Here is a 17,983-nt window from a genome sequence, read left to right as displayed (position 1 = left end):
GTTCTACCGCCTGCGGCCGACAGGAACCCCGGCGACGCTCATTCCACGCCGATCAGGAGCAGGTAGCCGCTCATCGCACGCAGGCCAGGAGCGGGCAGGCCCTCTCTCCACGCCGATCAGCACGAGGGGACGACCTCTCCAGGCGGTAAGGAACGGGCATACGCTCATTCCACGCCGATCAGCACGGGGTAGCCGCCCTGCTCGCCGTCGTACACGGCCAGATCCACGCCGGGGCGGGTGCGTCCGAGGTGGTCCTCCACCAGGCCCGCCAGGCCCTGCGGCGCCCGCTCCCCCGTGACGAGCGTGACCAGCTCGCCTCCGCCCGCGACCATCCGGTCCACCACCGTGACGGCCACGTCCCCGACCGAGTCGCCGATCACCGCCACGTCGCCGTCGATCAGGCCGAGCACGTCGCCGGGACGGCACACCCCGGCGCTGGTGAACGCCTCCCTGTCCGCCACCGTCACATGTCCGTACCTGGTGTGCCCGGCCGCGTCCGTCATCGCCACCACGTCGTCGTCGAAGCGGCGCAGCGGGTCGTGCACGGCCAGCGCCGCAAGGCCCTGCACGGTCGCCTTCGTGGGCAGCACGCTGACCACCACGCCGTCCTCGCGGGCGATCTCCGCCGCGGCCGCGGCGACCGCGCGTACGCCCTCGTCGTTCGGCAGCACCGCGACCTCGGCGCCCGCCTGCCTGATCGCGGCCAGCAGGGCGGGCAGCGTGGGCCGGCCGCCGGGCGCGCGGCGCACCACGACCGCGCCGCACTCCTCGAACAGCGCCGCGATCCCGTCACCCGCCGCGACCGCCACGACGCCCCTGCCCGCGCCGCCCGTGTGCGTGCGCTCGGCCAGGTACGTGACCCTGATCCGGTGCGGCCGGCCCGCGCGGATGCCCGCCTCGACCGCCGGCCCGGCCTCGGCCACGTGGACGTGCACGTTCCACAGCCCCTCGCCGCCGACCACGACCAGCGAGTCGCCCATGGCGTCGAGCTCCTCCCGCAGCCCGGCCACCGCGCGGTCGTCGGCGTCCAGCAGGTACATCACCTCGTAGCCGGCCCCGGCCTCGGTCATCGGCGACACGCGCAGAGTGGGGGCGGGCACCTCGTAGTGGTCGGCGTGGGAGCCGGTGATCACGGCCGCCAGCGTCTCCAGGACGATCGCCGCCCCCGCGCCGCCCGCGTCCACGACGCCGCTGCGGGCCAGCACGTCGAGCTGTCCGGGGGTACGGCGCAGCGCGGCCCGCGCCTCCCCCGCCGCCTGCCGCGCCACCTCAGGCAGGTCGCCCTCGACTCCCTGCACGGCCAGCGCCGCCGACTCCAGCACGCTCAGCACCGTGCCCTCGACCGGCCTGGCGACCGCCTCCCTGGCCAGCACGGCGGCCCTGAGCAGCCCGGCGCGCAGGTCCTCGCCGTCCTTCAGCACCTCGGCCAGGCCGCGTAACGCCTGGCTGACGATCACGCCGGAGTTGCCGCGCGCCCCCACCAGGGCGCCGTACGAGAGCGTCTGCCACACGACGGCCGCGTCCACGTCCTCGGGCAGGGATTCGACGGCCTCGGCGGCGGACAGCAGGGTCAGGTGCAGATTGGTCCCGGTGTCGCCGTCGGCGACCGGGAACACGTTGAGCGCGTCGATCTCCGTTCTGGCCCGGCCGAGCGCGTCGGCGGCCAGGCGGGCCCAGCGGCGCACCGCGGGCGGGTCGAGGATCTTCATGTGCGTCCTGCGACCTCCGCCCATGCGCTACCGTTGTGCGAGGAGGATATCGCCGCCCTGACCCGATCCAGATGCTCTGGTTCGCGCTCATAGTGCGCATCAGATATTCTCGACTGGCTGGCCGGTTGTCCCGGCATGCCCTCCGCCCGGAAAGCATCAGCGGACAGGGCTACATCGACTGTAATAAGGAGCGATACCGTGGCTTCCGTCTGCGATGTCTGCCGCAAGGGGCCGACCTTCGGCAACAACGTGTCCCACTCTCACCGCCGCACCCGCCGTCGTTGGAACCCCAACATCCAGACGGTCCGCGCGGTCATCGGCGGCACGCCGAAGAAGCTGAACGTGTGCACCTCGTGCATCAAGGCGGGCAAGGTCACCCGCTAGTTCTCACTTCCACGAAGGCCCGCCTCCCCCCTGGGGAGCAGCGGGCCTTCGTCGTACCCACCCCCACCCCCACCCCGCTGCCCGTGACCGGGCGACGGGGGCGGGCTGAGGGACAGGCACGCGGGCTCTCGGCGATGCTTCGAGCGGGAGATGGGCCGGCGCCGACACGGGCCGTTGTCGTGCCGCGTGGGCGCCTGTACGGCCGTGTGGGTGACCGTACGGCCTTGTGGGTGACCGTACGGACTTGAGTGTGGGTCAGGGGCGCCACTGCCAGGCGTGGTCCACCGGGCCGATGCCCTCGCCCAGCGGGAAGCCGCGGGCGATCGCGCCCGTCACGTACTCCTTGGCCTTGCCCACCGCGGCCGGCACGTCGTCGCCCAGAGCCAGGTGGGAGGCGATGGCCGAGGCCAGCGTGCAGCCGGTGCCGTGGGTGTGGCGGTTGTCGAGGCGGTCGGCGGTGAAGCGGTACTCGGCGGTGCCGTCCGTGAGCAGGTCGACCGGACGCCCGGGCAGGTGGCCGCCCTTGATCAGCGCCCAGGTGGGCCCCAGCTCCAGCACGGCGTCCGCGGCCCGCCGCAGCCCGTCCTCGTCCTCCACCTTGACGGAGGTGAGCTGCTCCACCTCCCACAGGTTGGGCGTCACCACGGTGGCGATGGGCAGCAGCCGGGTGCGCAGCGTCTCGACGGCCTCGGGCACGAGCAGCGTGTCGCCGTGCTTGGACACCCCGACGGGATCCACGATCACGGGAGCCGGGTAGGCGGCGAGCGCGCCGGCGACCGTCTCGACGAGCGCGGGCGAGGCCAGCATGCCGGTCTTCACCGCCTGGGCGCCGATGTCGCCGAGCACGGATTCGAGCTGCGCGCGTACGGCCTCCGGCGGCAGCTCCCAGTAGCCCTGGACGCCCAGGGAGTTCTGGGCCGTGACCGCGGCGATGACGCTCATGCCGTGGACGCCCAGGGCCAGCATGGTCTTCAGGTCGGCCTGGATGCCCGCGCCGCCGCCGGAGTCGGAGCCGGCGACGGTCAGCACACGAGGAGGGATCGAAACCGTCATGTCCCCCATCCAACCATTCAGCTGACGGCGCACTCCCCTTCGACCATCCCGCAGTTCTGAGCCTTGGAGCCCCTGCCGGTGGCCGTGAACGAGACCTCGACCGTGTCACCGGCGGCCAGGGCGCCCGACACGTCCAGGATCAGCAGGTCGCCGTCCTGCGACCACTCGGCGCCGTCCACGTCCACGACCCTGCCGTCCACGGGCACGGAGACCGTGGGGCTCTGCAGCGTCCGCGCTGAGTCGTTCGACACCGTCATCCTGGCCTTGTAGGTGGTCAGGCGCTGCTGGATCGTCTGCTTGACGTTGACGGAGCCGGCGTTCGACGACTGCTCGAACGTCCCAGGGTCGCCGGTGTCGGGCGATTCCGGCGTGCCGACGCCGGTGCCCGTGTCGGTGTCCTCCAGGGGCGCGGGGTCCTCGGTGGGCGCCTCCGACACGGTCTCATCGACCGGCGGCTCGTCCACCAGCGGGTCCTCCGTGGGCTTCGCCGTCTTCTTCACCTTGGACTTGGTGGGCGTCGGCGTGGGGGTCGCGGTCCTGCGCGGCGCCCTGGCGCTGTAGGTGGCCGTCGGCTTGGGAGTGTCGGCGGGCTCGGTCTCCTCGGCCTCCTCCGTCGGCTCCTCCTCCGGCGCCGGCTCGGCGTCCTCCTCCTCGGCCGGCTCGGAGACGGCGGGGCCCGGCTGTCCTGTCGTCTGTACAGCGGCGCAGGTCACGCCCTCGCACTTGGCCGGATCGCCCGAGCTCATGAACTTCACGCCCGCCACGGTGCCGCCGAGCACGACGGCCACGGCGGCGACGGAGAGCAGCGCCACGCGGCCCTTGCCCGCGCCTCCCGGCGCGGCGGCCAGCATGTCGTCATCGCCGCCACCGCCACCGCGGCCCGACCTGCGCCGGCCACGGCGGCCTCTGGGCTCCTCGTCCGGCACGTCTGAGTCGCTCGCCCAGCCGGAGCCGAGGAAGCCGGTCTCGGCCTCGGCCCAGGCGGGGGCGTTGTGCACGGCGGTCGGCTCACCGGCCACCTTGATGTCGCCCGGCTCGGGCGGAGCGGCGAAGCCGGGTCCAGGCGGGCCGTCGAGCCTGGCGGTGCGGTTCGCGTCCTCGTCGTAGGAGTCGAAAGGATCGCGGGAGTCGGGGCCGCCGAACGGCCCCGAGCGCTCGTCACGCCCGTCGAACGGACCTGGCTGATCGAAAGGACCTGGCTGGTCGAAGGGGCCGGACTGGCCGGAAGGCCGGTCGAAAGGATCGGACGACCCGGCAGCGCCCGGCCGGGCGAAGGGGTCGGGCTGGCCGGCCGCGCCCGGCCGGTCGAACGGTCCCGGCTGGCCGAAGACGTCCGGCTGGTCGAAGGGACCAGGCTGACCGGAAGAACCAGGCTGACCGGAAGGACCCGGCTGGCCGAAGACGTCCGGCTGGTCGAAGGGACCGGGCTGACCGTTGGATCCAGGCTGGCCGGAGGGACCCGGCCGGCTGAAGACGTCCGGCTGCTCGAAAGGTCCAGGCCCACCTTGCTGGGGCCCGCCGAAGAAGGCCGTCTGCCCTGGGTCCTGAGCGTCGCGGCCGGGCATCCCGCCCTGGCCGCCGCCGAAGACCGACGTCTGGTCGGGCCCGTTGAACGGCTCCTGCCGGTCGAACCCGCCGGGTGCGCCGGCGTCGCCGCGCCTGCCGAAAGGCCCGTCGCCGGCCTCGTCGAAGGGGCCTCTGCCCGGCCCCGCCTGGTCGGCGGCGCCGTCGAAGAAGCCGCCTGGACGATCCACGGGCGGATTCCAGTCGGACGGACGGGTGAACGCGCCCGTCGTCTCGAACGGCCCTGAGTCGTCCCCTCTGGGGGACGGCGGCGGCGGGAAGGCGCCCGCGGGGTCGTTGGCCGGTGGAAGGCCGCCGGCGGAGTCGGAGGGCACCGCGAAGGCTCCGGTGGTCTCGAACGGCTCCGACTGCGGAGCGCGCGGAGCCGGCCCGTCGGTACGCCGGGGCATGGGTGCCCACTGGCCCGTCACCTCGGGCTGGTCCGGCAGCGACGGCCACCCTGGCGCGTCGTCATGCTCGTCAGGACCCCAGAATGCGCTGCCGTTCCCCCGTTCTTCCCCGTCGTCGGATCCACCTGTGCCGTGGCGGCCCATGGCTGCCCTTTCTGCCGGTTACAGTGGCCGCCAATCTTCATAACACCTTTGATACGCCGTTGTCACAGCAATCCCGCTAGTCGTACCCCAAAACAGGAAAACTTCACGTAAATCGGGACAACTCATCACCGAAAGTGATCCCACCCGCGACGGCCGATTTCTCGTCCATACACCATGACGCCCTCACCTTCGACCACGCGGCCCACCACCTGCCACTCGGGCGGCAGCCGTACGTCAGCGGGAAAGACCGCCGCGAGGGCGTGATCTTCGCCACCGGTGAGCACCCATTCGAGCGGATCGGCCCCCAGTTCCTTGGCCGCCGCCGCCACCGGCTCGGCCACCGCGAACTCCCGCGGATCGAGCTCGACACCCACCCCGCCGGCCTCGGCCACGTGCCCGAGGTCCTGCAGCAGCCCGTCGCTCACGTCCAGCATCGCGCTCGCGCCCAGCTCAGCGGCCAGGGGCCCCATCGCGTACGGAGGACTCGGCCGCCGATGCCCGGCCACCGCCTCCGCGAGCAGCGGCGTCTCCACCGGCACGCCCGCCTCCAGCAGCGCCCAGCCCGCGGCGGCGTAGCCGAGCCGGCCCGCCACCGCCACCACCTGCCCGGGCCTGGCTCCCGAGCGCAGCACGGGGGCGCGCCCGGCCAGGTCGCCCATCGCGGTCACCCCGATGACGACCAGGTCGCAGCGGGTCACGTCACCGCCGGCCACGCTCGCGCCGACCGTCGCGCACTCGTCGGCCAACCCGTCGGTCAGCTCGTCCAGCCAGCTCAGCGGCAGGTCGGCGGGCACGCCCAGGCCGACCACGATGGCCGTCGGCGTCGCGCCCATGGCGGCCACGTCGGCCAGGTTCTGGGCGGCGGCCTTGCGGCCCACGTCATATCCGCCGGACCAGTCGCGGCGGAAGTGCCTACCCTCCAGCAGCAGGTCCGTGGAGACCACGACCCGGCCGTCGGGCGCGCCGACGAGAGCGGCGTCGTCACCGGGTCCGAGCATTACCGCCGCACTTTGGGGCAGACGTCCGGTAATACGATTTACCACACCGAATTCGCCGAGATCTCCGACTGTGATGACGCACCTCCTGACGCACACAGGGTACGGTGGCCCTTCGGCGTGATCGAATCGCCCGGGAGGACGTGATGGTGCAGGCCTACATCCTTATCCAGACCGAGGTCGGCAAAGCCGCCGCCGTGGCCCGCGAGATCTCCGGCATTCCGGGGGTCACCCAAGCGGAGGACGTCACGGGGCCTTACGACGTGATCGTGCGCGCGGAGGCCAACAACGTCGACGAACTGGGCAAGCTCGTGGTCGCCCAGATTCAGGCGGTGGAGGGGATCACGCGTACCCTTACGTGTCCGATCGTCCATATCTGAAGGTAGTCGTCGCATGCGTGCCGCCGCCGTCCTGCTCGTTCTCCTGGCACTCGCCGGTTGCGGCGGCACTGTGCGGGTCGAACCGCCCGCCCCGCAGGGCGAGGCGGCGGCGGCCTGCGCCAAGCTCGCCGCCCTGCTGCCCGCGACGCTCGACGGCGAGGAGCGCGGGTCCTCCACGCCGGAGTCGCCGTACGTGGCCGTCTGGGGCTCCGGCGTCATCGCGCTGCGCTGCGGCGTCCCCAGGCCCGTCAGGATGGCGCCCACCGACCAGCTCCAGGAGGTCGGCGGGGTGGGCTGGTTCGCCGACCCCGACAAGCCCGCGCTGTTCACGGCGGTGACCGACCTCGCCTACGTGGAGGTCACGCTCGGCGGCGAGCACGTCGCCGCCGAGGTGCTCGCCGACCTGTCGAAACCCATCGCCCAGATCTCCCCGGAAGCCTGACCGGTACCCGGCCCGCTCATCTCAGGCCGGGCGAACGCGAGAGCGCGAGCTGCACCAGCCGGTCGACCAGGGCCGGGTAGGACAGGCCCGAGGCCGCCCAGAGCTGCGGGGCCACCGACAGCGACGTGAACCCTGGCATGGTGTTGATCTCGTTGAAGATCACCTGGCCCTCGGGCGTGTAGAAGAAGTCGACCCGCGCCAGCCCCTCGCATTCGAGCGCCTCGAACGCGCGCACGGCCATCGCGCGCAGCTCCTCGGCCGTCTCCTGCGGGATGTCGGCGGGCACCGTGAGCGACATCTGGTCGGGGTAGTACTTCGCCTCGAAGTCGAAGAAGTCCTGGCCGCCCTCGACCCGCACCTCACCGGGCATCGACGCGGTGGCCAGCTCGTCGCCCAGCGACTGCAGCACCGCGCACTCGATCTCGCGGCCGACGATCGCGGCCTCGATGATCACCTTGGGGTCGTGCTGCCTGGCCGCCTCCACGGCCGCCTCCAGCTCGGCCCGGTCGGAGGCCTTGGAGATGCCCTGGGACGAGCCCGCCCTGGCCGGCTTGACGAAGACCGGGTAGCCCAGCTCCTCGGCCTCCTTGAGCACGCACTCGCGCCCGATGCGCCAGTCGCGGTCGCGTACGACGACGTAACGACCGGTCGGCAGGCCCGCGGCGGCCATCACGGTCTTCATGTGGGCCTTGTCCATGCCGACCGCGCTGGCCAGCACGCCGGAGCCGACATAGCGGACGCCGGCCATCTCCAGCAGCCCCTGGATCGTGCCGTCCTCGGCGAACGGGCCGTGCATCACGGGGAACACCACGTCGACCGAGCCGAGCTCGACCGGGATGCTGCCGGGGTCGTAGGCCACCAGCGAGCTGTCGCCCGAGGGCAGCGCCAGCGCCGCGCCCGAGGTGTCGACGACCGGCAGCTCGCCCGACTCGATGGCGAACCGCTGGTCGGAGGCTGCCAGCACCCACCTGCCGTCCTGGGCGATCCCGATGGGGATCACCTCGTACTTGGTCCTGTCGATCGCATCCAGCACGCTGCCCGCTCCCATCAGGGAAACGGCGTGCTCGGAATTGCGGCCTCCGAAAACGACGGCGACGCGTGGCTTGCTCATGGTGTCCGAATCTACCGGGGTGTCCGTGTCACAGCGAGTCGAGCACGCCGTAATCAGGTGTTTCTCACAAGCCGTACCGCTCGGGCTTGGGAGAACGGGACATCAGCAGCGTGCCCGCCTCCGCGGGTGACATGCCGTCGTGGACGACCCCGACGACGACCTCCGTGATCGGCATCTCGACGTCGTGCTTCCTGGCCAGTTCGAGCACGGACTCGCAGGACTTCACGCCCTCGGCGGTCTGCCTGGTCGCGGCGACGGCCTCGGCCAGCGTCATGCCCCGGCCCAGGTTCTCCCCGAACGTACGGTTGCGCGACAGCGGCGACGTGCACGTGGCCACCAGGTCGCCCATGCCCGCGAGCCCCGCGAAGGTGTGGGCGTCGGCCCCGAGCGCCGCGCCCAGGCGGGAGATCTCGGCCAGTCCCCTGGTGATGAGCATGGCGCTGACGTTGTCGCCCATGCCCATGCCGGCGGAGACGCCCACGGCCAGCGCGATCACGTTCTTCACCGCGCCGCCCAGCTCGACCCCGACCACGTCGGGGTTGGTGTAGGGGCGGAACCACGGCGGCAGGTGGCAGATCGCCTGCAGCCGCGCGGTGACCCGCTCGTCGGTGCAGGCCACCACGGTGGCGGCGGGCTGACGCTCGGCGATCTCCCTGGCCAGGTTGGGCCCGGACACGACCGCGACGCGTTCCTGCGGCCATTCGGCGACCTCGTGGATCACCTCGCTCATGCGCTTGGTCGTGCCGAGCTCGATGCCCTTCATCAGGCTCACCAGGACCGCGCCGGACGGGATGTGGGCACGCCAGGCGGCCAGGTTGGTCCGCAGGCTCTGCGCCGGCACGGTGAGCACCACGAAGTCGGCCCCCGCCAGCGCCCGCTCGGGGTCGGTCGTGGCCCGCAGCGTGGCGGGCAGCCGGATGCCGGGCAGGTAGTCGGGGTTGACGTGGTCGCGGTCGATGGCCTCGGTCACCTCGGCCCTGCGCCCCCACATCGTGACCTCGTTGCCGGCCTCCGTGAGGATCATCGCGAACGTGGTGCCCCACGAGCCCGTTCCGAAAACGGCCACCTTCGTCATGCCATCACCGTCCGGCGGGATCGTAGGGAGTCTCCGGCGCCTTCTCGCCGCGCAGCTCGGCCAGCTGCGCGGTGACCGCCGCCATGATGTCGGCCGTCGCCTCGCGCAGCACGTCGGCGTGCGGTGGCCGGCCGGCGTACTTCGACAGGTCCACCGGCGGTCCCACCGTCACGCGGAACGTCTTGCGCGGGAACAGCCTGGGCTTCTTCTCCCCGTACGGCAGCAGTTCCTGCGCCCCCCAGTGGGCCATGGGGATGACCGGGGCGCCGCTCTCCAGCGCCAGCCGGGCGGCGCCCGTCTTGCCCACCATGGGCCACAGGTCGGGATCGCGGGTGCACGTGCCTTCCGGGTAGAACAGGATCGCACACCCGTCGGCCAGCCGCTCGGCCGAGATGCGCAGCGACTCGGCCGCCTCGCTGCTGCCCCTGGCCACCGGGATGGCCAGCAGGCTGCGCACCGCCCGCCCGAGGAAGAAGATCTTGAACAGGCCCGACTTGGCCAGGATCACCGGCCAGCGGCCGTTGTTGTAGAGGAAGTGCGACAGCAGGACGGGGTCGGCCCAGGACAGGTGGTTGGTGGCGATGATCACGCCGCCGGTGCGCGGGATGCGCTCGCCGTTGCGCCAGTCTCGTTTGACCAGGAGCCGGGACAGCGGTTTCACCACGACTACTGCGAAGGTCTCCCAGAAACGCGATGGTCGCGTGGGGCGGCTCATGGTCTCCTCCAACACCTGCGGGATGCGCCCCAAGTCTCCCGGTTGGCCGTGCGGGATGTCGAGGCGCGATGCTTACCCTATGAGCATCCGCTGGTCCCTGGTCATTCCGGTGAAGACGCTGGTCGCGGCGAAGACCCGGCTGGCCGCCGCGACGGGCCCGCACAGAACACGCCTGGCCGTGGCCGTGGCCAGTGACACCGTCTCGGCCGCGCTCGCCTGCCCGCTGGTCGCGCGCGTGATCGTGGTCACCGCCGATCCCGCCGCCGCGGGGCCGCTGGACGCGCTCGGGGCCGACGTGGTGTCCGACCCCGATCGGGGGCTGAACACGGCGCTGCGCACGGGGGCCGCCCATGCCGTACGCCTGGCGCCGGGCGACGCCGTGGGGGCGTTGCAGGCCGACCTGCCGGCCCTGCGCCCGGCCGAGCTGGCGCTGGCGCTCGCGGCGGCGGCCGAGTTCGACCAGTCGTTCGTGCCCGACGCGCTCGACGTCGGGACGACGTTCTACGGGGTACGGCCGGAGCGGCCGTTCACGCCCAGGTTCGGCGGGGAGTCGCGGGCCAAGCATTTGGCCGGCGGGGCCAAGGAGCTGTGCGTGCCGGGGATCGACTCGGTGAGGCGCGACGTGGACACCCCCGACGACCTGCGCGCGGCCGTGCGGCTCGGGCTCGGCCGGCACACGGCGGCGGTCGTCGCCGACCTGTGGCCCGACCCGGCCCTCATCCCGTCCTCGAACCCGGCCCCGCCCGCCTGAGCGCGCCGGCCTCATTGGGCGTGCTTGTCTGGGCGTGCTCGTCGGACGGGGCGGGAAGCGATTAATCTGGGCGCATGCAGGCGACCGTACGCACCTTCGACGAGACCACCCGCTCCGGCACGGTCTTCCTCGACAACGGCACCGTCCTTCCGTTCGGCGCCCCCGCCTTCGACGCGGGCCCGCTGCGCCTGCTCCGCTCCGGCCAGCGGGTCAACCTCGCGATGTCCGGCGGCGAGATCGGCTACATCACGCTGTCGACTTTCCCGGTGCCGGACGCCTAGAAAAAAGCGGACGCCCGGGCCGACGGGCCCGGGCGTGACAGTCCGCTCGCGTTTACTTCTTCTTGCCGATTTTCTTGCCGCCCGTGTTCACCAGCTCTTTGAAATCCGAGCCGGGACGGAACTTGGGCGCCCAGCTCTCGGCGACGTTGATTTCCGCGCCGGTCGACGGGTTCCGCGCCGTGCGGGCGGGCTTGTTCACCATCTCGAACGCGCCGAAGCCCGTGATCGAGACCTTGTCGCCACTGGCCACGGCCTTCTGGATGGCGTCGATGACCGCGTTGACGGCCTCGGTGGCCGTCTTCCTGTCGCCCACCCGATCCGCGATGGCCTCGACGAGTTCTCGCTTGTTCATGAAAGTCCTGCTCCCCCAGTTACGGCTCGGGGTTCCAGCTCACGAGTTCGACGTAGAAACCCCTTACGGGCTCGAAAGTAGGCGGGATCGCGGGGGAACTCAATCACCCGGCGTGTTTTCTTCGTCGCGTGGCGTGTCGAACGCGTCGTCAAGGGAGGCCAGAAACGCTTCGAGGCGTACCGCGGCCCTTTCCGGATCTCGCTTCGCGACGTCGCATATCGCGAGATAACGGCGCGCGATCCGCTCCTTTTCCGCGGCGGGCAGCATGCGGACGCGGCGGTGCGCCTCGCGCAACCGCCGCGCCAGTTCGTCGTCTTCTAGACGGTCGTCGGCAGCCATGGCTGCCGACCATTCTCGTACGCCGCCACGTCGTCGGCGTGACGCAGGGTCAGCCCGATGTCGTCGAGCCCCTCCGTCAGCCGCCAGCGGGTGTAGTCGTCGATCTCGAACGCGACCACCTCGCCGGCCCACCGCACCTGGCGTTCGCCCAGGTCGACGGTCACTTCCAGCTTCGGGTCCGCCTCGACGGCCGCCTGCAGCGCCTCGACCCGCTCGGCCGGCAGGACGACCGGCAGCAGGCCCATCTTGGTGGAGTTGTTGCGGAAGATGTCGCCGAAGCGGGCGGCGATCACGACGCGGAACCCATACTGCTGCAGCGCCCACACCGCGTGCTCGCGGGAGGAGCCGGTGCCGAAGTCGGGGCCGGAGACCAGGATCGAGGCCCCTTCGTAGGAGGGGTCGTTGAGGACGAACGTCGGGTCCTCGCGCCAGGCGGCGAACAGGCCCTTCTCGAAACCGGTGCGGCTGACCTGCTTGAGCCAGACGGCCGGGATGATCTGGTCGGTGTCGACGTTGCTGCGGCGCAGCGGCACCGCCGTACCGGTGTGGGTGGTGAAGGCTTCCATCGGTCTGTCTCCTTACAGGTCGGCGGGGGCGGTGAGGCGGCCGGTGACGGCGGTCGCGGCGGCGACCTGCGGCGACACCAGGTGGGTGCGGCCTCCCTTGCCCTGCCGGCCCTCGAAGTTGCGGTTGGAGGTGGAGGCGCTGCGCTCGCCCGGCTTGAGCGTGTCGGGGTTCATGCCCAGGCACATCGAGCAGCCGGCCTCGCGCCACTCGGCGCCCGCGGCCTTGAACACCTCGTGCAGGCCCTCCTCCTCGGCCTGCCGCTTGACCATCATCGAGCCGGGCACGATGAGCGTGCGGGTGGTGACCTGGCGGCCGCGCAGGATTTCGGCGGCCGAGCGCAGGTCCTCGATCCTGCCGTTGGTGCAGGAGCCGACGAACACCGTGTCGACCTCGATCTCGCGCAGCGGCGTGCCGGCGCGCAGGCCCATGTAATCGAGCGCCCGCTCGGCGGCCGAGCGCGCGACCGGGTCGGCGAACGACTCGGGGTCGGGCACGCTCTCGCCCAGCGGCAGGCCCTGGCCCGGGTTGGTGCCCCACGTGACGTACGGGGTCAGCGTCGAGGCGTCGATGTGGACGACCTTGTCGAACACGGCGTCGTCGTCGGTGCGCAGCGACGTCCAGTACTCGACGGCCTGGTCCCACGCCTCGCCCTCCGGCGCGTGCGCGCGGCCTTTCAGGTACGCGAACGTGGTCTCGTCCGGAGCGATCATGCCCGCCCGCGCGCCCGCCTCGATCGACATGTTGCAGACGGTCATGCGGCCCTCCATGGAGAGCTTGCGCACGGCCTCGCCGCGGTATTCGACGATGTAGCCCTGGCCGCCGCCGGTGCCGATCTCGGCGATGATGGCCAGGATCAGGTCCTTCGCCGTGACGCCGGCGGGCAGTTCGCCCGAGACCTCGATGGCCATCGTCTTGGGCCGGTAGGCGGGCAGCGTCTGCGTGGCCAGCACGTGCTCGACCTCGGAGGTGCCGATGCCGAACGCGATGCCGCCGAACGCGCCGTGGGTGGAGGTGTGCGAGTCGCCGCACACGATCGTCATGCCCGGCTGGGTCAGGCCGAACTGCGGCCCGATGATGTGCACCACGCCCTGACCGGCGTCGCCCATCGGATGGAGCCGGATGCCGAACTCGGCGGCGTTCTTGCGCAGGGTCTCGACCTGCGTCTTGGACACCGGGTCGGAGATCGGGCCGAGCAGGGTCGGGACGTTGTGATCCTCGGTGGCGATGGTGAGATCGGGCCGTCGCACCTTCCGGCCGGCGAGACGGAGTCCGTCGAACGCCTGCGGGCTGGTCACCTCATGGATGAGGTGCAGGTCGATATAGAGCAGGTCCGGTTCGCCCTCCGCGCGACGGACTACGTGCTGCTCCCAGACCTTCTCGGCCAGTGTGCGGCCCATGATCTCCTCCTTGAGAATCATCCGACTTGCCTTCTCATATGTCGAGACGGCAGTATCGGTGTATGGACAACTCTAGCGGAGTCGGAGTACTCGACAAGGCGGTTCTTGTACTCAATGCCCTCGAAGCGGGACCCGCTTCGCTGGCTCAGCTGGTCCAGGCGACCGGCCTGGCCCGCCCCACCGCCCACCGGCTGGCCGTCGCACTTGAGCACCACAGAATTGTGAGTCGCGACACACAGGGAAGATTCGTCCTCGGGCCCCGGCTGTCGGAGTTGTCCACGGCGGCCGGCGAGGACCGGCTGCTCGCGGTGGCCGCGCCCGTGTTGATGCAGGTGCGCGACCTCACGGGGGAGAGCGCGCAGCTCTACCGCCGCCAGGGTGACGAACGCGTGTGCGTGGCCGCGGCCGAACGCGCCAGCGGCCTGCGTGACACCGTTCCCGTCGGCTCGGCGCTGCCCATGACGGCCGGCTCCGCGGCGCAGATCCTGCTGGCCTGGGAGGAGCCCGACCGGCTGCACCGCGGGTTGCGCGGCGCCAAGTTCACCGCCGCCACGCTGGCCTCCGTACGACGCAGGGGCTGGGCCCACAGCGTGGGAGAACGCGAGCAGGGGGTGGCCAGCGTCTCGGCCCCGATAAGGGGCAGCGGCGGCAAGGTGATCGCGGCCGTGTCCGTCTCCGGGCCCATCGAACGGCTGACGAGAGCGCCGGGCCGGCTGCACGCGGTGCCCGTCATGGCGGCGGCCGAACGGATCACCGAGGCGATGCGCCGCACGTCATGATCAGCAAAAGGATGTATTTCGGGAGCCGACTGCCTCGCGGGCACACTAGCCTGAGTGCGTGACAGATCGCATCGAGGTAGCCGCCACTGAGCTGCGACCCCTGCTCGAAGAGTTCATCATGTGGGCGCGTGCGAACGCGCCCGGGAGCGACCCCGAGCTCGTGGGACCCGCCGCACTGTGGCACCGTCTCGCCTTCTCGCAGGACCTCGGCACGTGGAAGCGTGCCGACCTGCGTAACCTGCTGCTCGACCGCATGCCCAAGGTCGTGGAGGATCCCGACGCCGCCGCCGACGGCATGCTTCCGGCCGTGGACGCCTACCTGACGTTCCTGTCCCAGACCGGCCGGCTGGCCAAGGGCTCCGACAGCCTCGCCGATCTGCAGGCCGAGCTCGACGACGTCGAGGACGAGTTCGTCGACCTCATGGAGGAGATGCTGGACGACTCCGAGGGCGACGACGAGGCCGAGGCGGCCGAGTCCGGCGACCTCGGCGACTTCGAGCCGTTCGCCGACGAACTGGCCGACCTCGACACGATCAGGCTGCGGCCCGACTCCGAGCTCGCCGCGGCGGCCCGCGAGGTGCCGCTCGTCGCCAAGGCCCGTGATCTGGCCGTGTGGGTCGGCTCGGGCCGGCGGGTGGGCGAGGACACCCTGCTCACCGACGCCGAGGTGGAGGAGGCGCTGCGGGCCACGGGCCTGCCCAGCCCGGAGACCGACGGCCCCATCGCCGAGGCCGTGCCCCAGCTGTGGAACATCTGGAACCTCGCGGTCGACCTGGAGTTCCTGGAGCCGGGTGAGGCCGGCACGGTCGCGGTGCAGGACGACACCTCCGAGTGGCCGTTCGACGACGACGAGGACGTGCTCGACGCCTGGATGCTCGGGCTCCACTCGGTCGACTACGGCGACCCCGAGCTGGAGGACGACGACCTCACGATGGCCCTGGCGGGCCTGACCAGGGGGCTGCTGGTGCGGCTGCTGCTGGCGGGCGGCTCGCGTGATCTCGGTGAGCTGTCGCGCGATCTGGCCGAGGCCGCCGCCGAGCTCGACGAGCTGGGCGCGGACGCCTGGGAGGCGGCCGGCGACCCGGTGGCCTCCGCCGTCGAATGGCTGACCGGCTACGGCATGGTCGAGCTCGACGACGGCACGCTGCGCCTCACGCCGCTCGGCACCGAGGGCGTCATCCACCTGGTGGACGACGCCGACATCGAGGTCGACGCCCGGCCGGCGATCGAGTCCATGAGCGCCCACGAGCTGCTCGCGCTGAGCGCCGAGCTGCCCGAGGAGGAGGCCGACGCCGAGTTCGCCGCCTGGATGCGGCTGCGCGAGCCCGCCAAGGCGGCCGAGGAGCTGCTGGACGCGGCGGCCGAGGACGAGAGCGACGCGCTGATCAGGGTGCAGGCCGCGAGCGTGGTCGGCACGCTGGGCGAGGCCGCCGTGCCGGCCTGGCAGGCCGCGCTCAAGCAGTCGTCGCTGCGTCCCTACGCGGCGACGCAGCTGAGCCAGCTCGGGGTCGAGGGCGCGCCCGAGCCGACGACGGACGACACCCACTGGCTCATCCTCGACATGTGGACGATCTCGGCGGGGCTGGGGCGCTCGGAGTTCGTGAGCAGCCTGCGCGACATCGGGCCCGACATGGTCAACAGCCTGCTGGAGGTGATCTGGAAGATCCCGCACGCGCACGTGGAGGAGCTGCTGGATCTGATCTCGCAGGTGCATCCGGACAAGCAGGTGGCCAAGGCCGCCAGGCGGGCGCTGTTCAAGGCCCGCTCCGCCTGATCCGGCTCGACCGACGATCCCCCCGCCGCCGGCCGCGGCGGGGGGATCTCCGCGTTCCAGGGTCGTACTCGCTTCGGGGACACGCGGACTGAGATCGGGTGGGGAAAACAAAAACGCTCCGGGCTATGTGCACCGGAGCGATTGTTGCTGCAGACGTAGTCCCGACCGGATTCGAACCGGCGCTACCGCCTTGAGAGGGCGGCGTCCTGGGCCACTAGACGACGGGACCTTCGCGAGCTTGTGACAGTGGTAGTCCCGACCGGATTCGAACCGGCGCTACCGCCTTGAGAGGGCGGCGTCCTGGGCCACTAGACGACGGGACCCTGTCCACAAGCTGGTGTGCCGGGCCTCCCCGGCGACGCAGGTAACTCTACCGCACCCGGAAGACCACACCAAACCGCTTATCCGCCTACCAGATCGGCTCTGTGGCGCCGGACCCAGTCGCCCATCGGGCCTCGTTCCCACTGCGGATCGAACTCACCCAGCGGGATCGCCACCTCCGGCCTGCCGGTGGCGGGGTCCACGGGGACGGCGGCGAGGCGGGCGCGCATCCAGCGGGGAACGCGGGGCGGGACCGTGCGCTCGCCCCATCCGATCAGCCCGGTCGAGCGCAGCGGCCGCACCCGCGCCCTGGCAGCGGCGGGACGCCCGATCACGCGGGGATCGGCCTGCTGCGTGTCCACGACGCCGACCCTGGTGATGTCCGGCCAGCGGAGGCGGACGCGGAAGCCGTGGGAGTCGGCCAGCTCGACGCCGTCGGCGGAGAAGCGGACGACGGTGCCCGTGACGAGGCGGCGGTGCTTGCCGGCCAGGACGGCGACCAGCACGCCGGTGGCGAGCGCGCCGATGACGACGCCGAGCGCGGTGTCGTTCGTGAGGATGGCGCCGAGGAGGAGGCAGACGGCGAAGAAGAGGACGAGCGGGGCGATGAACGGAAGCAGGAAGCGCGGGAAGCCACCCGCGCGAAGACGAAATTCAGCCATAAGTGGGGCGCGACTCTACCGGATCCGCCCGAACTGCCGTCCCAGGACAAACGAGCCCAGATCGACGAGCGAGGACCGGCGACCTCGATCGGCGGGCGGGGAGGCGAGGGCTAGCGGGCGAGCAGGCCGCGGCGGTAGGCCTCGCCGACGGCGGCGGCGCGGTCGCGGACGTCGAGTTTGGCGTAGATGTGCAGCAGGTGCGTCTTCACGCTGGCCTCGCTGATGAGCAGGCCGGCCGCCGCCTCCTTGTTCGTCGCTCCCCCGGCCACCAGCCGCAGCACCTCCAGCTCGCGCTTGCTCAGCTGTCCCCTCGCGGGCCTGCGCAGGTGGTCGGCCAGGCGGCCGGTCACGGCGGGGGCGAGCACGGTCTCGCCCCGGTGGACGGCGTGCACGGCCCGGACCAGTTCCTCCTTCGGGGCGTCCTTGAGCAGGTAGCCGCCGGCGCCGGCTTCGAGCGCGGGCACGACGTCGCCGTCGAACGTGGTGAGGACCAGGATGCGCGGCCCGGTGCCGCTGAGCCGGCGGATGGCGCTCAGCCCGTCGAGGCCGGGCATGCGCAGGTCCATGAGCACGACGTCGGGAACGAGCTCGGCGGCCAGCCGCACGGCCTGGTCGCCGTCGGCCGCCTCGCCGACCACCTCCAGGCCGGGCTCGCCGTCGAAGGCGGCGCGCAGTCCCTCGCGCACGATCGGATGATCGTCGGCTATCAGCAGCCGCAGGGGCATCGGTCCTCCTCGTCCCGTGGGCGTCGGCTCGGCGGGCATCCGTCCGCACCAGGA

Annotated in this window: 20 protein-coding genes and 2 tRNA genes; 7 read left to right on the top strand and 15 right to left on the bottom strand. The window is 71.7% G+C overall.

The window, feature by feature from the left end:
- Nucleotides 1–164: 164 nt before the first annotated feature.
- Nucleotides 165–1,709 carry a DAK2 domain-containing protein gene (locus OIE67_RS01370; RefSeq protein ID WP_326635865.1) on the bottom strand — a complete coding sequence of 515 codons (1,545 nt, stop codon included), beginning with the start codon at nucleotides 1,707–1,709 and terminating at the stop codon, nucleotides 165–167.
- Between the two features lie 198 nt (nucleotides 1,710–1,907).
- Between OIE67_RS01370 and rpmB the strand changes: the two genes are divergently transcribed.
- On the top strand, nucleotides 1,908–2,093 hold the full coding sequence (gene rpmB, locus OIE67_RS01365) for a 50S ribosomal protein L28 (protein WP_049556934.1): 186 nt from the start codon (nucleotides 1,908–1,910) through the stop codon (nucleotides 2,091–2,093).
- Between the two features lie 255 nt (nucleotides 2,094–2,348).
- Here the strand turns inward: rpmB and thiD are convergent, their stop codons facing one another.
- The 3 genes from thiD to OIE67_RS01350 all read right to left on the bottom strand — a co-directional run bounded on the left by thiD (nucleotide 2,349) and on the right by OIE67_RS01350 (nucleotide 6,336).
- Nucleotides 2,349–3,155: a bifunctional hydroxymethylpyrimidine kinase/phosphomethylpyrimidine kinase gene (thiD, locus tag OIE67_RS01360; protein ID WP_326635852.1), complete on the bottom strand. Its 807-nt coding sequence runs from the start codon at nucleotides 3,153–3,155 to the stop codon at nucleotides 2,349–2,351.
- Nucleotides 3,156–3,163: 8 nt separating this feature from the next.
- Nucleotides 3,164–5,119, bottom strand: coding sequence for a hypothetical protein (locus OIE67_RS01355; RefSeq protein ID WP_326635850.1), 1,956 nt, complete (start codon nucleotides 5,117–5,119; stop codon nucleotides 3,164–3,166).
- Between the two features lie 269 nt (nucleotides 5,120–5,388).
- A complete protein-coding gene (locus OIE67_RS01350) occupies nucleotides 5,389–6,336 on the bottom strand; it encodes a thiamine-phosphate kinase (RefSeq protein ID WP_456094164.1) in 948 nt (315 codons plus the stop codon).
- A gap of 68 nt (nucleotides 6,337–6,404) precedes the next feature.
- Here OIE67_RS01350 and OIE67_RS01345 point away from each other — a divergent pair, with 68 nt between their 5' ends.
- A complete protein-coding gene (locus tag OIE67_RS01345; protein WP_106249262.1) occupies nucleotides 6,405–6,638 on the top strand; it encodes an Lrp/AsnC family transcriptional regulator in 234 nt (77 codons plus the stop codon).
- 13 nt (nucleotides 6,639–6,651) lie between these two features.
- The gene (locus OIE67_RS01340) at nucleotides 6,652–7,080 is read left to right on the top strand and encodes a DUF3515 family protein (RefSeq protein ID WP_326635844.1); all 429 of its coding nucleotides are present in this window, start codon (nucleotides 6,652–6,654) and stop codon (nucleotides 7,078–7,080) included.
- 16 nt (nucleotides 7,081–7,096) lie between these two features.
- Here OIE67_RS01340 and OIE67_RS01335 read toward each other — a convergent pair whose 3' ends face one another.
- The 3 genes from OIE67_RS01335 to OIE67_RS01325 form a co-directional block, all read right to left on the bottom strand.
- On the bottom strand, nucleotides 7,097–8,191 hold the full coding sequence (locus OIE67_RS01335) for a D-alanine--D-alanine ligase family protein (RefSeq protein WP_326635841.1): 1,095 nt from the start codon (nucleotides 8,189–8,191) through the stop codon (nucleotides 7,097–7,099).
- A 64-nt stretch (nucleotides 8,192–8,255) separates the two neighbouring features.
- The gene (locus OIE67_RS01330; RefSeq protein WP_326635839.1) at nucleotides 8,256–9,266 is read right to left on the bottom strand and encodes an NAD(P)H-dependent glycerol-3-phosphate dehydrogenase; all 1,011 of its coding nucleotides are present in this window, start codon (nucleotides 9,264–9,266) and stop codon (nucleotides 8,256–8,258) included.
- Between the two features lie 4 nt (nucleotides 9,267–9,270).
- Entirely contained in the window at nucleotides 9,271–9,981 is a 711-nt protein-coding gene (locus OIE67_RS01325; RefSeq protein WP_106249268.1) for a lysophospholipid acyltransferase family protein, read from the bottom strand.
- 79 nt (nucleotides 9,982–10,060) lie between these two features.
- Between OIE67_RS01325 and cofC the strand changes: the two genes are divergently transcribed.
- Complete coding sequence (cofC, locus tag OIE67_RS01320; RefSeq protein ID WP_326635838.1) at nucleotides 10,061–10,732, top strand: 2-phospho-L-lactate guanylyltransferase; 672 nt, start codon at nucleotides 10,061–10,063, stop codon at nucleotides 10,730–10,732.
- A gap of 74 nt (nucleotides 10,733–10,806) precedes the next feature.
- Nucleotides 10,807–11,013: a hypothetical protein gene (locus OIE67_RS01315; protein WP_326635837.1), complete on the top strand. Its 207-nt coding sequence runs from the start codon at nucleotides 10,807–10,809 to the stop codon at nucleotides 11,011–11,013.
- Between the two features lie 52 nt (nucleotides 11,014–11,065).
- Here the strand turns inward: OIE67_RS01315 and OIE67_RS01310 are convergent, their stop codons facing one another.
- The 4 genes from OIE67_RS01310 to leuC all read right to left on the bottom strand — a co-directional run bounded on the left by OIE67_RS01310 (nucleotide 11,066) and on the right by leuC (nucleotide 13,668).
- On the bottom strand, nucleotides 11,066–11,365 hold the full coding sequence (locus OIE67_RS01310) for an HU family DNA-binding protein (RefSeq protein WP_106249273.1): 300 nt from the start codon (nucleotides 11,363–11,365) through the stop codon (nucleotides 11,066–11,068).
- Nucleotides 11,366–11,464: 99 nt separating this feature from the next.
- Nucleotides 11,465–11,704, bottom strand: a complete 240-nt coding sequence (locus OIE67_RS01305; RefSeq protein WP_146178510.1) for an SCO5555 family protein — start codon at nucleotides 11,702–11,704, stop codon at nucleotides 11,465–11,467.
- Nucleotides 11,683–12,270 (bottom strand): 3-isopropylmalate dehydratase small subunit, encoded by a 588-nt coding sequence (gene leuD / locus OIE67_RS01300; protein ID WP_106249275.1) that lies wholly within the window; start codon nucleotides 12,268–12,270, stop codon nucleotides 11,683–11,685. The genes OIE67_RS01305 and leuD overlap by 22 nt, the downstream gene beginning before the upstream one ends.
- A 12-nt stretch (nucleotides 12,271–12,282) precedes the next feature.
- Nucleotides 12,283–13,668 carry a 3-isopropylmalate dehydratase large subunit gene (gene leuC, locus OIE67_RS01295; RefSeq protein WP_326635833.1) on the bottom strand — a complete coding sequence of 462 codons (1,386 nt, stop codon included), beginning with the start codon at nucleotides 13,666–13,668 and terminating at the stop codon, nucleotides 12,283–12,285.
- A gap of 62 nt (nucleotides 13,669–13,730) precedes the next feature.
- Between leuC and OIE67_RS01290 the strand changes: the two genes are divergently transcribed.
- Both OIE67_RS01290 and OIE67_RS01285 read left to right on the top strand, forming a co-directional pair.
- Entirely contained in the window at nucleotides 13,731–14,447 is a 717-nt protein-coding gene (locus OIE67_RS01290; RefSeq protein ID WP_106249277.1) for an IclR family transcriptional regulator, read from the top strand.
- 58 nt (nucleotides 14,448–14,505) lie between these two features.
- A complete protein-coding gene (locus OIE67_RS01285; protein ID WP_326635830.1) occupies nucleotides 14,506–16,221 on the top strand; it encodes a hypothetical protein in 1,716 nt (571 codons plus the stop codon).
- A gap of 156 nt (nucleotides 16,222–16,377) precedes the next feature.
- Here OIE67_RS01285 and OIE67_RS01280 read toward each other — a convergent pair.
- From OIE67_RS01280 to OIE67_RS01265, 4 genes are all read right to left on the bottom strand, one after another.
- Nucleotides 16,378–16,450 (bottom strand) — tRNA-Glu (locus OIE67_RS01280).
- A gap of 18 nt (nucleotides 16,451–16,468) precedes the next feature.
- A tRNA-Glu gene (locus tag OIE67_RS01275) sits at nucleotides 16,469–16,544 on the bottom strand.
- Nucleotides 16,545–16,622: 78 nt separating this feature from the next.
- Entirely contained in the window at nucleotides 16,623–17,204 is a 582-nt protein-coding gene (locus OIE67_RS01270; protein ID WP_326635828.1) for a hypothetical protein, read from the bottom strand.
- A gap of 110 nt (nucleotides 17,205–17,314) precedes the next feature.
- Entirely contained in the window at nucleotides 17,315–17,929 is a 615-nt protein-coding gene (locus OIE67_RS01265; RefSeq protein ID WP_106249281.1) for a response regulator, read from the bottom strand.
- Nucleotides 17,930–17,983: the final 54 nt, after the last annotated feature.

This window comes from Nonomuraea fuscirosea (assembly GCF_035917475.1).
In the GTDB taxonomy this organism is placed as follows: Bacteria; Actinomycetota; Actinomycetes; order Streptosporangiales; family Streptosporangiaceae; genus Nonomuraea; species Nonomuraea fuscirosea.
The sequence above is the reverse complement of the archived record's forward strand: the minus strand, read 5'-3'. Positions and strand labels throughout refer to the sequence as shown.